Raw genomic sequence first — 15,814 nt, 5'->3', positions numbered from 1 at the left:
CCTTATGCCTGAACGGTATTCATCAGGCCAGCCATTTCGTCTTTAACCGACTGGACCTGCGGGCCGATCACCACCTGCAGGTTATGTTGATTCAACTGCACGACGCCGATGGCGCGATTGTCCTTCAGCGCCTGCACATCGACCCGCGACATATCCTTAACAGAAAGACGCAGACGGGTAATGCAGTTATCCAGACTGACGATGTTATCGGCACCGCCCAGCGCGGCCAGAATAGCAGGCACGTTATAACCCGATTTTCCCGGCGTTCCGGCAACGGCTTTTTCGATCGAGCTGGCGATTTCACTGTCGCGACCCGGTGTTTTGAGGTTAAAGCGAGTAATAGCGAAGCGGAAGATGGCGTAATACACCACGAACCAGACTGCCGCGACGACCGGGACCAGATACCACTTGGTAGACAGTCCGTGCAGGATCCCAAACACCACAAAGTCGATGATATTGCCGTCAGTGTTACCGATCGTTACACCCAGTACTGACATCATGGTAAAGCCCAGACCGGTCAACAACGCGTGAATAACATACAGCACCGGTGCAACAAACAGGAACAGGAATTCCAGCGGTTCCGTCGTGCCGCCAACGACACAGGCAATCAGACCCGAAATCAGCAGCCCTTTGATCTTGTGACGATTCTCCGGACGTGCGCAGTGATACATCGCTAACGCCGCACCTGGCAAGCCGCCAAGGAACGCTGGCATTTTACCCTGTGACAGGAAGCGGGTGGCGCTTTCCGAGGAGCCCTGGGTGGTCGGGCAACTCAGCTGTGCCTGGAAAATGGTCAGCGCGCCGCTCACCGAATGACCGCACACTTCCTGGGTACCGCCAGCGTCGGTAAAGCGAATTAACGCCACCAGAATGTGATGCAGACCAAACGGCAACAACAGGCGTTCGCCAGTACCAAACAGCATCGGACCAAAGTCGCCCGCGCTGTTAATCATATGACCCAGACCGCTGATCCCCATCGCGAAAACCGGCCACACCAACGGGATCACCAGACCCACCAGCCCCATCACCACTGACGAGACGATGGGGACAAAGCGGGTACCGCCGAAGAATGCCAGTGCATCCGGCAAACGGATGTTATGGAAACGCTCGTGCAGCATCCACACGATAATACCGGCGATCACCGCGCCGAGGATCCCGGTGTCAATTGACTGAATGCCGAGGATATTCTGGATGTTGTTGGCTTTCAGGACCGCCGCATCGGTGGTCGGCAGAATACCCTTTGCGGTCAGCCAGAAGTTGACGGCGAGGTTCATTACCGCGTAACCGACAAAACCGGCAAATGCCGCAACGCCTTTGTTTTCGCGGGCCAGCCCGAGAGGAATCGCAATACAGAACATCACCGGCAGAAAACTGAAGGCGAAGGAGCCCACTTTGCTCATCCAGGTAAAGATAGCCTGAAGCACCGGGTTACCCAGTGCCGGAAGCAGGGTGATCACATCGTGGCTGCTGAGCGAACTGCCAATCCCGAGCATAATGCCGCAAAACGAAAGCAGCGCCACGGGCAGCATAAACGTTTTCCCTAACTGCTGGAAAAATTCCCACAGCGTAATTTTTGGTGTTGTCTTCGCCGTCATCTAACGACTCCTTGTGCAAATCCATGGGTAATGAGAAAATTTGATCAAGAAGATAAAACGTTTTATCACTTTTTAGTGCGGTGAAAATCACATTATCAGAGGATATTAACGCGTATAAATAGATGTAATAGATAAAACGTTTTATCTGTCACATTATCAGGGAGTCTGGCGTTTTTATGGCCATAGCCAAAAAAATCACTATCCACGATGTCGCACTGGCGGCGGGCGTCTCCGTCAGCACGGTTTCATTGGTGCTCAGCGGCAAAGGCCGCATTTCAACCGCCACCGGCGAACGAGTAAATGCGGCGATAGAACAACTGGGTTTTGTGCGTAACCGTCAGGCTTCAGTGCTACGGGGGGGCCAGAGCGGGGTGATTGGACTGATTGTCCGCGATCTGACGGCACCGTTTTATGCAGAACTGACGGCGGGGTTAACGGAAGCGCTGGAAGCACAGGGCCGGATGGCGTTTTTGTTGCATGGTGGTCAGGATGGTGAACAACTGGCGCAGCGTTTTGCCATGCTACTGAATCAGGGCGTTGACGGCGTGGTGATCGCCGGGGCGGCTGGCAGTAGCGACGACCTGCGCCTGATGGCGGAAGAAAAGGGCATCCCGGTGGTTTTCGCCTCACGAGCCAGTTATCTGGACGACGTGGATACCGTGCGTCCGGACAACATGCAGGCCGCGCAATTACTGACGGAGCATCTGATTCGTCACGGCCATCAGCGCATCGCATGGCTGGGGGGCAGAGTTCATCATTAACGCGTGCGGAACGCGTCGGCGGCTACTGCGCGACACTGCTGAAATACGGTTTACCGTTTCATAGCGACTGGGTAATGGAATGCGCGTCCAGCCAGAAGCAGGCCGCCGAGGCAATCGGTGCGTTACTACGACGGAATCCGACCATCAGCGCCGTGGTGTGCTATAACGAAACGATTGCGATGGGCGCGTGGTTTGGCCTGATGCGGGCGGGACGGCAGAGCGGTGAAGTGGGGGTTGATCGCTACTTTGAGCAGCAGGTTTCATTAGGCGCCTTTGCCGATGTGGCGGAAAACGCGCTGGACGATCTGCCGATTGTCTGGGCGACAATGCCGGCGCGGGAAATGGGCTACAGTCTGGCGGAACGCATCCTGCAACGCATTGCGCGTGAGGAGAGTCACACCCGCAGTCAGACGTTGTCTGCGCGACTGGTGGTGCAAGAATAAACCCCTCCGCAGAGGGGTTCTGGCGATTACTGCTGGGGCAGAACCATGCCGAACATTCCGACAAACTCTTCCAGCGGCATCTTCTTCCCGTTTAAGGTCACCTGACCATTAGCGTACTGCAGACTGGTGCCAATGGTGTTGTCCTCAAGGGTGGTAATGCGGAACATCTGTCCCATCGCGGCGAGGCCCTTCACCTGCTGGTTGGCAAGTTTAGCGGCTTCATCCTGCTGATAACCTTCCAGACGGGCGACCTGAGTCATAAACTCAACGGCCATATCCACCGGAATCGACAGCTTACCGTCGAGCGATTTCACCGAACGGTCGACTTCGTCGGCCAGCGTCTGCGGTTCACCCTGCGCGGCGGCCGGATCCTTCAGGAACAGAGATAGATTCAGCGCCGTTTCGCCTTTGGCATTTTTCCAGCTCAACGGCGCAATGGTAATGACCGGTTCGCCTTTCATTAACAGCGGCAGGGCACCAAAGAAAGCTTCGGTCACTCTCTGTTGATACAGTTCCGGGTTATTCGCCACTTCCGGCTGCGATAACAGCGCCTGGGTCTGGGCATTATACTGCTGGCTGAACTGATGCCATGCCGCGCCGTCAATCTGACCGACTTTCAGCGTCAGCTTGCCGCTTCCCAGATCCTGATTCTGAACCTTGAGACTGTTCAGGGTGTAATCCAGTTGGCTGTTGATGGTTTTACCGTCATCCACGAGATCGGTCTTCCCGCTGATCTCCATGCCTTCCAGCAGCGCCATCTCTTTGCCTTCAACGGCGAGGGACATTTTCCCAATCGTGACTTTCTGATTGCCGACGCGCTCACCGAAGCTCGCAAGCGTGCTGGAACCTTCTGTTTTCAGGTCGTTAAAGGAGAGCTGGACCTTCTGATCGTACTCATTCACCGCATCGACCAGACCACTCTTCGCTTCACCGGAAAGGGAAACCACTTTGCCTTCTTTATCGGCATTGAAAATAAATTCGCCGCCGCTGAATGCGACTTTCTCCGCCCCTTTTTCGTAGTTCAGCGGTTTCAGCGACATTGCGGAACGGGTATCGCCGCTGTAGCTAATCCGTGAATTGATCTCAAAAGGCGTTTCACCTTTCGCCATCTCAAAGAGCGGTTTGCTGACGTCGTTATTGACCAGGGTCGTCTTTACTGAGGCCATCGACGGCAGAAGATTAAAGGTTTTCAGTTGAGCGAACGGGAAGGGACCATGATCGACGGATTCGTCAAGCACCACGCTTTGGCCAGCTTTCAGCCATGGATTTTCTTTTCCGGCTACTGGCTTAAGCACCAACTGTAACTGGCTGCTGAATACGCCACGCTGATAGCTCTGATAAGCGAGTTCCACGTTTGCTTCCGGCGCGGTGAGTTTAATCTGCGCATTGGCCTGGCTGACCATCTCAGCCAGATGGGTTTCCAGCTTTTTACCTGTGTACCATGCACCACCCGTCCAGACGACGCCGAGTGCGACGATCACACCTGCAGCTACCAGCGATTTTTTCATATTGTTTATCCATAAAATGAAACCAGGCGGTAGAGACCGCCTGGCAAAGTCATAAGCCATTTACAAGCTTAGCAAGAGTTACTACAAAATTCAGTAAGTTGCTAGAGTTTGTTGTAAACCCGCGCCACACGGCCCACGCCGCTGACGCTCACCGGTGACTCTTCAGCGCTGATAAACGCCGATTCACCCGGTTTCAGCACCAGACGCTGTTCGCCTTTGCTTAACACCGCTTCGCCTTCAACACAGAACAGGATAGCCGCACTGTGCTGCTCAATCGCTGTCTCCTGGGTGGACAGATCATGCAGAGAGAACGCGAAATCATCGACCGGGATCGGGAAATCGAGCTCCGCGCCATGTTTTACCGGCGTGGTCAACAACTGGTTAGCCGGTTTCGCGTCAAACTTCACATTGGCGACCAGCTCCGGGATGTCGATGTATTTCGGCGTCAGACCCGCACGCAGCACGTTATCGGAGTTCGCCATGACTTCCAGCGCGACACCTTGCAGATAGGCATGCGGCGTTTCGGCGAACAGGAACATCGCGTCGCCAGGATTCAGTTTCACCACGTTCAGCAGTAGAGGTGAGAAGAGGCCGCTGTCGTCCGGGTAAAACTCCGCGATAAGACGGATAGTCTGCCACGGCTCGCCTTGCTGGGTTTCCAGCGCCGCTTTCAGAATCGCCAGCGCACGGGATTTCTCCTCACCCTGCATACTCAGCAGACCGGCAAACAACTGGCTCAGCCGCCCCGCGTTGGGCTGTTCGAGAAAATGGGCGATGGCGGTATGTGCGCCAGCCACCGGTTGCAGCAGCGAAACGATTTCAGAAAACTCGCGGAATGCGTTCATGGCAAGGAACGGGGTCAGCGCGAAAACCAGCTCCGGCTTATGGTTCGGATCTTTGTAGTTGCGCTCTGCGGCATCCATCGGGATACCGGCGGCGTTCTCTTTAGCAAAGCCGATTTCAGAATTACGCTTATTCGGATGTACCTGGATGGACAGGGGTTGCGCGGCGCACAGCACTTTGAACAGGAACGGCAATTCGCCGAAGCGCTGCGCCACGGCATCACCCAGCAGTGCGGATTGATTTTCGTCAATCACGTCACGCAGCGAGACGATCTGCCCGCTGGCGTCTTCAATCTTCGAGCTACTTTTCGGGTGCGCGCCCATCCACAGTTCCGCCATGGGTAACTGCTGCGGATTCGCCAGACCATAGAGTTCCGTCAGCGCCGTTTTACTTCCCCAGGCGTAGTTCTGCACGGAGTTGATGAGTTTTTGCATGTTCAATGCCCTGTTGCAAGTTGGAAATCAGTGGAAACTTAATTCGACTATTAAAGCAAGAAACCTGTGGGAAGTAACCTGTGGGCGCAAAAAGTCGTACTTGTCTCAGTTTTTGTTAAAAAATTGTGTAGGATAGTGTAACTCGCTTTTAACGAGGGCAATGGAACATCTGCCCTGAAGCCTAAGAAAATCAGACCGAGCAGTAAGTGAGAGAACAATGTCAAACAAACCCTTTCATTATCAGGATCCTTTTCCCCTTAAAAAGGATGATACCGAATACACCCTGCTGACCAGTGAATACGTCTCCGTTGCCGAATTTGAAGGACAAGAGATCCTCAAAGTCGACCCGGAAGCGTTAACGCTGCTCGCGCGTCAGGCCTTCCATGACGCCTCATTTATGCTGCGCCCCGCACACCAACAACAGGTTGCCGATATTCTGCGCGACCCGGACGCCAGTGAAAACGACAAATATGTGGCGCTGCAGTTCCTGCGTAACTCTGACATTGCGGCGAAGGGTATTTTACCAACCTGTCAGGATACCGGCACGGCGATTATCGTCGGCAAAAAGGGCCAGCGCGTCTGGACCGGCGGTGGTGATGAAGCGGCGCTGGCGCGTGGGGTGTATAACACCTACATCGAAGATAACCTGCGCTATTCGCAAAACGCCGCGCTGGATATGTATAAAGAGGTGAACACCGGCACCAACCTGCCTGCGCAGATTGACCTCTACAGCGTCGATGGCGATGAGTACAAATTCCTTTGCATCGCGAAGGGCGGCGGTTCCGCGAACAAGACCTATCTTTATCAGGAAACCAAAGCGCTGCTCACTCCGGGCAAGCTGAAAAACTACCTGGTTGAGAAGATGCGGACGCTGGGAACCGCAGCGTGTCCGCCATACCACATTGCCTTTGTGATCGGCGGGACGTCGGCAGAGGCAAACCTGAAGACCGTGAAGCTGGCGTCGGCGAAATACTATGATGAACTGCCGACCGAGGGGAATGAACATGGTCAGGCGTTCCGTGACGTCGAGCTGGAAAACGAGCTGCTGACGGAAGCGCAAAATCTTGGTTTAGGCGCGCAGTTTGGCGGCAAATATTTTGCCCACGATATTCGCGTGATCCGTCTGCCGCGCCACGGCGCATCCTGTCCGGTCGGAATGGGCGTCTCCTGCTCAGCGGATCGCAACATCAAAGCGAAGATCAACCGTAAAGGCATCTGGATCGAGAAGCTGGAGCACAATCCGGGCAAATATATTCCTGAAGAACTGCGTAAAGCGGGCGAAGGGGAAGCGGTTCGCGTTGACCTGAATCGTCCAATGAAAGCGATCCTCGAACAGCTGTCGCAATATCCGGTGTCGACCCGTCTTTCCCTGAACGGCACGATCATCGTCGGTCGTGATATCGCGCACGCTAAATTAAAAGAGCGGATGGATAATGGCGAAGGGCTGCCGCAGTATGTAAAAGATCACCCGATTTACTACGCCGGTCCGGCGAAGACGCCGGAAGGCTATGCCTCCGGTTCACTCGGCCCGACCACCGCCGGGCGTATGGATTCGTATGTTGATCAGCTTCAGTCGCAGGGCGGGAGTATGATCATGCTGGCCAAGGGTAACCGCAGCCAGCAGGTGACTGACGCCTGTCAAAAACATGGTGGATTCTACCTCGGCAGCATTGGCGGCCCGGCAGCCGTACTGGCGCAGGGCAGTATCAAGAGCCTGGAGTGCGTGGAATATCCGGAACTCGGAATGGAAGCTATCTGGAAAATCGAAGTTGAAGATTTCCCGGCCTTTATTCTCGTTGATGATAAAGGCAACGATTTCTTCCAGCAGATTCAGACGTCGCAGTGCGCACGCTGCGTTAAGTAACGTCAGCCGCCCTTCGGGGCGGTTTTTTTTATCGCACAAACCACCAAACGGTGGTGCTGACATCGTTGATACTCATAAGACCGCAAGCAAGTGGGCAATGTCGAACATAACCTAATCAATTCATTATCTAAGGAGCAGGTCATGGTAACGGTACGCAGCGAGAAAGATTCGATGGGCGCGATTGATGTCCCGGCAGATAAACTGTGGGGAGCGCAAACCCAGCGTTCGCTTGAGCATTTTCGGATCTCCACCGAGAAAATGCCCGTCTCGCTGATCCACGCGCTGGCGCTCACCAAGCGTGCAGCGGCAAAGGTTAACGACGATTTAGGGTTGCTGGCCGCCGACAAAGCCGCCGCCATTATGCAGGCCGCGGATGAGGTGCTGGCAGATAAACACGCGGAGGAATTCCCTCTGGCTATCTGGCAGACCGGGTCGGGTACGCAAAGCAACATGAATATGAACGAAGTGCTGGCGAACCGGGCCAGTGAACTGTTGGGTGGCGTTCGCGGTATGGAGCGCAAAGTCCATCCTAATGATGACGTCAACAAGAGCCAGAGTTCGAACGACGTCTTTCCGACGGCGATGCATGTGGCTGCGCTGCTGGCGTTGCGCAGTCATCTGATTCCGCAGTTGCAGGTGTTGACGAAGACGCTGAACGAGAAATCCCACGCTTTCGCCGATATTGTCAAAATTGGCCGTACTCATCTCCAGGACGCCACGCCGCTAACGCTGGGGCAGGAGATTTCTGGCTGGGTGGCGATGTTAGAACACAACCTGCGGCATATTGAAAACAGTTTGCCGCACGTGGCGGAACTGGCGTTGGGCGGTACAGCGGTTGGCACCGGGCTGAATACGCATCCGGAATATGCCCGCCGCGTCGCTGACGAACTGGCGGCCATCACCCAGGCGCCCTTTGTCACCGCGCCGAACAAGTTCGAAGCGCTGGCGACCTGTGATGCGCTGGTTCATGCCCACGGCGCGCTGAAAGGGCTGGCGGCGTCGCTAATGAAAATCGCCAATGATGTACGTTGGCTGGCGTCGGGGCCGCGGTGCGGCATTGGCGAAATCGCTATCCCGGAAAATGAACCGGGCAGCTCGATCATGCCGGGCAAAGTTAACCCGACCCAGTGTGAGGCGCTGACGATGCTGTGTTGTCAGGTGATGGGGAACGATGTGGCGATCAACATCGGCGGCGCATCGGGCAACTTCGAACTGAACGTCTTCCGTCCGATGGTGATCCACAACTTCCTGCAATCGGTGCGTCTGCTGGCGGATGGTATGGAGAGTTTCAACGAACATTGTGCGATCGGTATCGAACCCAATCGTGAGCGAATTAATCAGTTGCTCAATGAGTCACTGATGCTGGTCACCGCGTTGAATACCCATATCGGCTACGACAAAGCGGCGGAAATCGCCAAGAAAGCGCATAAAGAAGGGCTGACGCTGAAAGCTTCGGCTCTGGCGCTGGGCTATCTCACCGAAGCGGAGTTCGACAGCTGGGTGCGGCCAGAGCAGATGGTTGGCAGTATGAAACCGGGGCGTTAATCCGCCACATACAGGTGCAGTCGTGGGATCATCAGACGCAGCGGCTGCGCCTGCGGTTTAAATCGATGCTGTACGTTTTCGGCATCGTAGTTCAGTAGCTCGCCAATATCCGGCATGCCTGCGCCGTTTTCCGTATTGATCAACGCGATAAGCGGCGTCGGGCAGGCATGCTGTACCTGCTTTTGCTCGCCTTTGTACCAGACCCGGGCGATGGGCTGGACCTTGACCGGACGCTTGATTTTGAGTTTTGCCTGTTGCGGCAGGGCGGCGATGTCCTGATATTCGCGCTCCAGTTTTGCCTGCCACTCCTCGCGAGTCCAGGGATGTACGCTGCGCGGCGTGTTCAGACTCTTTTCCAGTTGCGCCAGCACCTCATCGCGCTTCAGATTCTTGATGATATGTTTGTTCGCCCAGCCAAAGCGCAGCGTCGCCGGATCGTTTATCACCGTTAGCGTCCGATATGCATTGAGCGTAATCAGCCCCGGCAGATGGCGGTGGACCCATTCAAAGCGCGCAGCAGACGGCAACCCGGACTCCACGGTGACAATATGCTCAAAGGTGGTTTTCAACTGATTGATGCGCTGTACCTGATTTTCCAGCGCCGCCTGGCTGGCACTGCCCACCTGATAGCACAACACGCCAGGCAGACGCACCGCCGCTTTACTGCTGCGCGTTTCAGACTGCTGCTGAATAAACAGGTGGCGATAGTGCGCCAACGCCAGTGCTTCGGCCTCCTTACCCAGATGCTGCTTCACCGCAATGGTATCCAGCGGGGCGTGCTCGGCTTCTTTGCTCACCTCCGGCAGCGAAAAGACACGGGCTATCATCAGATGATGTTCTCCAAACGCTTGTGTCAGTTCAGCCAGCGCCTGCTCCATCTGGCGAAACGTGGTATTCAGTCTGTCGACGAGATCGTAACGGGCCATTGCGCACCTCATTAGTTACAACATGCTCAATGTATAGCACGTTATATCGCCTGCGACTACCGTGCGAATAGCGTCAGCCAGCGGTTAATTCAGGAAGTGTGTGCCAGATCGGCCAACAAAAGCTGAAGCGGGCGCCGCCCAGTTCACTTTCCCCGCAGCTGACCGTGCCCCCCATCGCCTGGGCGATGGAATAGACAATCGCCAGACCCAGACCGCACCCGCCGGTGGCGCGATCCCGACTCGGATCCAGACGAACGAAAGGTTCAAAAACAGTCTCCCTCGCTTCCGGGGCAATGCCCGGCCCGTCATCTTCGACGGTCAGCGTGGCGAAACGATCGCTGAGTTGCAGGCTTATCTGCACCGTCGACTGGCAGTAGCGTAGCGCGTTGTTCAGCAGATTATCCAACACCCGTTCCATGAGTCGCATATCCAGCGCGCCATAATCGCCGCGGACGAGACGCGTAATCTGCAGCGTTCGCTCAGGATTCACGCTTTGCACATCATCAATATGCGCCGTGAGCCAGACCGGGAGGTCCGGTTCGCTAAGATGCAGTTCATTCTGCGGCCTGTCGAGGCGGGCGTAGGTTAACAGCTCCTCAATTAAGGCTTCGAGCTGTCCGATATCGCGATTGAGCGCCAGAGATTCTTGTTCCGTGAGGTTTTCACTCATCTCCAGTCGGTAGCGCAGGCGAACCAGCGGGGTACGCAGTTCATGGGCAATCCCGTCGATCAGCTGTTTTTTACTGGCAATCAACGCATTAATGTTGTCCGCCATCTGATTAAAAGCAATGCCCAGCCGTTCAAAACTGGAGCCGCTGTCAAAATGCAGCCGTTCACTGAGATGACCTTTGCCGAACCGCTGGGCGGCGGCCTCCAGTCGCAGCATTTCCTGCCAGTGAGGACGCATCCAGATGAACACCGGAAAGGCCAGTGAGATGGCGATAAACGCCATCAGCGCGATATCCAGCAGGCGCATCTGATGGAGAAAATAGAGGTAGGGAACCGGGCCAACGGCCAGCACGTAATGGCTGCGCGGAATGCGCTGAATAAAGGTGTACTGATCGTCGAGTGCAATGATGTCGCCTTCACGCAGACGCTGCATACTCTGTTCATCCAGCGAGAATTTTGTCAGTGGCTCAACGCGCAGGTCAAAAGAGAGATTGAGGTCCATCTCTTTGAGCGTTTTACCCCAGTCGCGCGGAGGGATCTCGCGTAGCTCGCTGCGCATCAGATACAGCGAGCTTTTCATCAGGTCATCGAGCGACTGCCTGCCAGCCCGCTCTGCGGTGAATTTGTAAACCAGCCCGACCAGCAGGGTCATCACCAGAAAGCAGACAAACAGCAGGAGATAAAACTGCACGAACAGTTTCTTCATTTACATCCCCGAATGCAGTGATGGCACATCATCCCAGGCGTGCGGGGCAAACAGATAGCCTTTATTGCGTACCGTTTTAATACGATAAGGCTCAGCCGCATTATCGAGAAGCTTCTTACGCAGACGCGAGATGGCAACATCGACGCTGCGATCCATGCCGTCGTAGCTAACGCCGCGCAGATTTTTCAGTAGCGCATCGCGGTCCATAATCTGTCCGGCGTGCGTGGCGAGTTCCCATAGCAGCTCGAAATCCGCGGTGGACAGTATGACCTGTTCACCACTGAGCAAAACGACACGGTTGATGGGGTCGATAGTCAGGGAACCAAAGCGCAGCGTTTTATGCGGCGTGACGGCGGCAGGCTGAATCCCTTTGCTATGGCCAGACTGATCGCTCTGCCGCAGATGCAGCCGCAGACGGGCCAGCAGGACCGCTGGCGGCGTGGTTTTCAGAATGTAATCGCAGGCGCCCATTTCCAGCGCCAGGATGTGGTTCATGTCGCTGTCAAGCGAAGTGAGGAGGACGATCGGCCCCTGCCATTGCCCTTGCAGGTCACGACAGAGGGTCATGCCGTCTTTACCAGGGAGCATAATATCCAGCAAGACCAGGTCCGGCTGAACCTGGAGGATCCGCGCTTCTGCCAGATCGCCACGTGGCTCGACGATCACGTCGAAATCGTGTTTCGCCAGATAGGCCGCAATGAGCGCGCCGACCTCAGGATCGTCTTCAACAAATACAATCGTGTTCATCGTCTTGATTGCCGATCAGAAAACGTCAACATACACCGCCGGGGCGTTGCCTTCCATTAATCTTTCCTAAACGGTGACGCTTCCGTTATGCTGGTTGCCGATGTTATTGATGTGTAAAGGCAAGGTAATGGGACTCGTGATTAAAGCCGCGCTGGGTGCGCTGGTGGTGGTGTTGATTGGGTTGCTGGCAAAAACGAAGAATTACTACATCGCAGGGCTAATCCCGCTGTTCCCGACATTCGCGCTGATTGCCCATTATATCGTGGCCAGCGAGCGGGGAATTGACGCGCTAAGAACGACCATCGTATTCAGCATGTGGTCGATTATTCCCTATTTTGTCTATCTCGTTTCGCTGTGGTATTTCACCGGTTTTCTGAAGCTGCCGGTGGCGCTGGGCGGGGCAGTGATCTGCTGGTGCCTGAGCGCCTGGCTGCTGATCTTTTGCTGGGTCAAACTGCACTAACGCAGATGCCGACCGCCGTCCACGGCGAAGCTGCGGCCGGTCACAAAGCAACTGGTCAGCAGATAATCGATTAAATCGATCACCTCCTTTTCACCTGGTGCCGTTTTCATCAGCGATTTGTTCAGCGCCTGCTGGCGGTACTCGGCGTCATCGCCTTCGTTAAACAGGATCAGCGAAGGGGCAATGGCGTTGACCTTCACCTCTGGCGCGAGCTTGCGGGCAAATGAACGGGTCATATTATCCAGCGCCGCTTTACTGGCGGCATAAGCAATATGCTTATCACTGCCTTTCTCCACAACGTAGTCGGTGAAATGAATGATGTCAGCGGCGGCGTGACCGTGCCCGCGTAGCATGCCTTCGAGCGCATGATTGAGCAGATAGGGGGCATTGACGTGGATTTGCATCATGCAGGCCAGTACGTCAGAGAGTGGCGTTCCCGGCTTCTCTGCCATCCATGCGCTGGCATTGTGGACGATGGCGCGCAGACCGCTAGCGCGTTCTTTTACCGTATCGGCGAAGGCCAGAATGCCTTCATTGGTGGAGAAATCAGCCTGAATACACAGGGCGCCCGCGTTGGTCAGTCCGTCAATGGCCGGATAATGCGTGCGGTAGCTGACGATCACCGGCTGTTTCTGGTTGATAAAGTGCCAGGCAATGGCGAGGCCGATACGGCGGCCACCACCGGTCACTAAAATGGGCAGAGGGTGTTGCGTTCCCATCGAAAAACTCCTTATGCGCCTGCGAATCAGGCTATTAGCGTCAAACGATGGGATGCGTTTACCCCACCAGCAGCCAGGTCGCCGGTACGGCGGCCACCAGCAACAGACCAATCAGAACCATTTCCTGTCGGTTCAAAACGTTATCATGCGTATGCGTCTTACGAGCATACAGGAACACCAGCAGACCCGGCGCATAAAGCACCACGGAGAGCAGCAGGTGCATCGGCCCGGAAGCATACAATAACCATAAGCCATAAATGCACGCACCGACACCTACCGCCTGGTGAAGCGGACGGGTAGCGATTTTCAGCAGGAAGGCGCCGACGAGGAAATAGGGGACCAGAATCATCTCTGAGGCGATAGTCAGCAGCGTGTTGTAATCCGAGCCGGTTAGCCAGATCAGCACCAGACAGACCTGAACGCAGAGGTTGGTGAGCCACAGCGAAGCCGATGGCGCGCCTTGCGCATTCTGACGGGCGAAAATCCGCGGGAAGGCTTTATGCGTTGAGGCAAGGAACGGGACCTCCGCCGCCATAATGGTCCAGCTCAGATAGGCCCCGCAAACGGAGACAATCAGGCCCGCCGCAATGATAATCTCACCCCACGGCCCCATCATTTTAACCATCAGTCCCGCCATTGACGGGTTACGGATCTCCGCCAGTTCCGGGCGGGCCACCACACCAAGCGAGAGCAGAGTGACCAGCAGATAAACAGCAAGCGCGGAGAGCACCGCTAACAGCGTAGCGCGACCGACATCGTGTTTGTTACGTGCCCGCGCCGAGACGACGACTGCGCCTTCCACACCGATGAATACCCACAGTGTGATAAGCATCGTGTTCTTAACCTGTTCCCAGACCGGGACTCCCAGCGCGAGACCGGTAAAGTCGAGGCTAAAAACCTCCAGTTTAAATGCCATGAAGGCCAGCACAATAAACAGACCGAGCGGCAGCAATTTCGCCAGCGTCGCCACCAGGTTGATGCTGGCCGCCGTTTGTACGCCGCGCAGCACCAGAAAATGCACCACCCACAGCAGCACCGACGCGCCCACGATCGCCTGCCAGGTATTGCCGTCGCCAAACAGACGTAGTTCAGGCGTATCGGTAAAGAAACTGAGAGCAGAGAAGACAATGACCAGATAGGAGACGTTGGCAATCACCGCACATAGCCAGTAGCCCCAGGCCGAGCAGAAACCGATCAGCTCACCGAAACCTTCGCGGGCATAGGTGAAGATACCGCCATCCAGTTCGGGACGGATACGGGTCAGGATTAACATGGCAAACGCCAGCAGCAATATCCCGACCCCGGTAATCGCCCAGCCGATAAGCAATGCCGACGGGCTGGCGACAGCGGCCATATTCTGCGGCAGACTGAAAACACCAGCGCCAAGCATTGAGCTTAAAACCAGCGCGGTGAGAGCGCTCAGTCCCAGTTTCTTTTCCATGGTTATCCCGTGGTACAAACGATCGATGGAGAATAATTATTGTGGCAAAGCGCATAAAAATGGTGAAAGCCACTAAGGCGCGGGATTTTACGGAGAGAAGAGACTGCATGCAATGATCAGAGGAAAATTTGTGACTAATAAAGCGAAAGGCGGCATAAAGCCGCCTTATTTTATGACCGGAGAGCCTTACTTATACAGATCGGCGCTGATGGTCATGTTGTTACCGCGTTCCTGCCACTGGCGGGTAATGTGGTAATACTTAGCCCCTTGCTTCGCTGCACGCTTGGCAACCTGGTAAGAGACTTCAGTCATGCTGCTGTAGTTGCCGGTGAACTTGATGCTGTCGAACGGTACCATCATGGCCGCCGTGGCTTTGTTCAGCTCTTCAACTTTGGTGCCATCCGGAAGGGTGACAGTGTAACGTCCACCTTTAGTGGATTGCGTTTCGAAGAAGCGACCAACTTCAGAACTCGGCGACGCGGTGGTGGCAACACCTGGGATTTCGACGTTTTTCGCCGCTTCGCCACCGGCTGCCAGCGCTGCGCGACCGGCATCGGAATCCGCCGGGATTGCATCAGGGCTCTGCACCACGCGTTTCTTCGCATCTTTTTTATAGATAAAAGCGGTAATACGCTGGTTGCCGCCCTGGTTCGCATCGATCTGACGCACGATGTAGAAAGCGTAGGCGCCTTTTTCGTTTGCCGCTTTGGTGATGGCGTCATTCACTTCCGGCTGGCTGCGGTAGAAACCCTGTACCGTAACGGTATCAAACGGTTCCAGCATTACAGCTTCTGATTTTGGCAATTCAACCACGCCATTGATCACGCGGTTCTTGCTGGCTTCCGCTTTCTCGGCGTCGGCTTTGTAGAAGTCTGCAACAACACGCCAGTTACCGCTGTTACCAAAATCAGATGTATCGACAACATAGAATGAGGCGGCGCCTTCTTTATCTGCGCGGCGGTTAACGGCCTTCACCGCATCGCCAATCGCATTAAAACGGCCTGTGACCGTGACACGGTCGTAAGGTTTCAGTGCTGCCGCTTGCTCCGGCGTCAATTCTGTTGCTGCGTTTACGGAAAAAGCCGTCGCAGAAAGAAGTGCGGACGCCAGGAGAGTGTTCTTAAGCTTCATAAAAATAATCCTTCGCCTT

The 15,814-nt window shown here is 55.3% G+C and carries 12 protein-coding genes and 1 pseudogene; 4 read left to right on the top strand and 9 right to left on the bottom strand.

The features are described 5' to 3' along the window. Nucleotides 1-2 precede the first annotated feature (2 nt). Nucleotides 3-1,595 carry a PTS maltose transporter subunit IICB gene (gene malX / locus WM46_RS07400; RefSeq protein WP_102601878.1) on the bottom strand — a complete coding sequence of 531 codons (1,593 nt, stop codon included), beginning with the start codon at nt 1,593-1,595 and terminating at the stop codon, nt 3-5. Nucleotides 1,596-1,771: 176 nt separating this feature from the next. On the opposite strand from malX, the pseudogene WM46_RS07395 reads away from it, so the two are divergent. Further along, nucleotides 1,772-2,799 (top strand): annotated as a pseudogene (locus WM46_RS07395) (Mal regulon transcriptional regulator MalI). Nucleotides 2,800-2,825: 26 nt separating this feature from the next. Here WM46_RS07395 and WM46_RS07390 read toward each other — a convergent pair. Beyond that, nucleotides 2,826-4,307, bottom strand: a complete 1,482-nt coding sequence (locus tag WM46_RS07390) for a YdgA family protein (RefSeq protein WP_102601877.1) — start codon at nt 4,305-4,307, stop codon at nt 2,826-2,828. A 101-nt stretch (nt 4,308-4,408) separates the two neighbouring features. After that, a complete protein-coding gene (manA, locus tag WM46_RS07385; protein WP_102601876.1) occupies nt 4,409-5,584 on the bottom strand; it encodes a mannose-6-phosphate isomerase in 1,176 nt (391 codons plus the stop codon). Between the two features lie 217 nt (nt 5,585-5,801). Here manA and fumB point away from each other — a divergent pair, with 217 nt between their 5' ends. Continuing rightward, entirely contained in the window at nt 5,802-7,448 is a 1,647-nt protein-coding gene (gene fumB / locus WM46_RS07380) for a class I fumarate hydratase (RefSeq protein ID WP_102601875.1), read from the top strand. 141 nt (nt 7,449-7,589) lie between these two features. After that, the gene (gene fumC, locus WM46_RS07375; RefSeq protein ID WP_102601874.1) at nt 7,590-8,993 is read left to right on the top strand and encodes a class II fumarate hydratase; all 1,404 of its coding nucleotides are present in this window, start codon (nt 7,590-7,592) and stop codon (nt 8,991-8,993) included. On the opposite strand, the gene tus is transcribed toward fumC, so the two are convergent. The 3 genes from tus to rstA all read right to left on the bottom strand — a co-directional run bounded on the left by tus (nt 8,990) and on the right by rstA (nt 12,041). Beyond that, nucleotides 8,990-9,919, bottom strand: coding sequence for a DNA replication terminus site-binding protein (gene tus, locus WM46_RS07370; protein ID WP_102601873.1), 930 nt, complete (start codon nt 9,917-9,919; stop codon nt 8,990-8,992). The genes fumC and tus overlap by 4 nt on opposite strands. 73 nt (nt 9,920-9,992) lie before the next feature. After that, nucleotides 9,993-11,294 carry a two-component system sensor histidine kinase RstB gene (rstB, locus tag WM46_RS07365; RefSeq protein ID WP_102601872.1) on the bottom strand — a complete coding sequence of 434 codons (1,302 nt, stop codon included), beginning with the start codon at nt 11,292-11,294 and terminating at the stop codon, nt 9,993-9,995. Next, complete coding sequence (rstA, locus tag WM46_RS07360) at nt 11,295-12,041, bottom strand: two-component system response regulator RstA (RefSeq protein WP_044328203.1); 747 nt, start codon at nt 12,039-12,041, stop codon at nt 11,295-11,297. Nucleotides 12,042-12,168: 127 nt separating this feature from the next. On the opposite strand from rstA, the gene WM46_RS07355 reads away from it, so the two are divergent. After that, entirely contained in the window at nt 12,169-12,504 is a 336-nt protein-coding gene (locus WM46_RS07355; protein ID WP_042319174.1) for a GlpM family protein, read from the top strand. Here WM46_RS07355 and folM read toward each other — a convergent pair. The 3 genes from folM to ydgH form a co-directional block, all read right to left on the bottom strand. Beyond that, complete coding sequence (gene folM / locus WM46_RS07350; protein ID WP_061077433.1) at nt 12,501-13,223, bottom strand: dihydromonapterin reductase; 723 nt, start codon at nt 13,221-13,223, stop codon at nt 12,501-12,503. The genes WM46_RS07355 and folM overlap by 4 nt on opposite strands. A gap of 58 nt (nt 13,224-13,281) precedes the next feature. Continuing rightward, nucleotides 13,282-14,664: an amino acid permease gene (locus WM46_RS07345; protein WP_102601871.1), complete on the bottom strand. Its 1,383-nt coding sequence runs from the start codon at nt 14,662-14,664 to the stop codon at nt 13,282-13,284. A 186-nt stretch (nt 14,665-14,850) separates the two neighbouring features. Then, nucleotides 14,851-15,795: a DUF1471 family protein YdgH gene (ydgH, locus tag WM46_RS07340; protein ID WP_061077435.1), complete on the bottom strand. Its 945-nt coding sequence runs from the start codon at nt 15,793-15,795 to the stop codon at nt 14,851-14,853. Nucleotides 15,796-15,814 lie beyond the last annotated feature (19 nt).

The sequence above is a fragment of the Citrobacter freundii complex sp. CFNIH2 genome (assembly GCF_002880615.1).
GTDB classification, from domain to species: domain Bacteria; phylum Pseudomonadota; class Gammaproteobacteria; order Enterobacterales; family Enterobacteriaceae; genus Citrobacter_A; species Citrobacter_A amalonaticus_F.
This window is presented reverse-complemented; position numbering and strand designations above follow the sequence as displayed.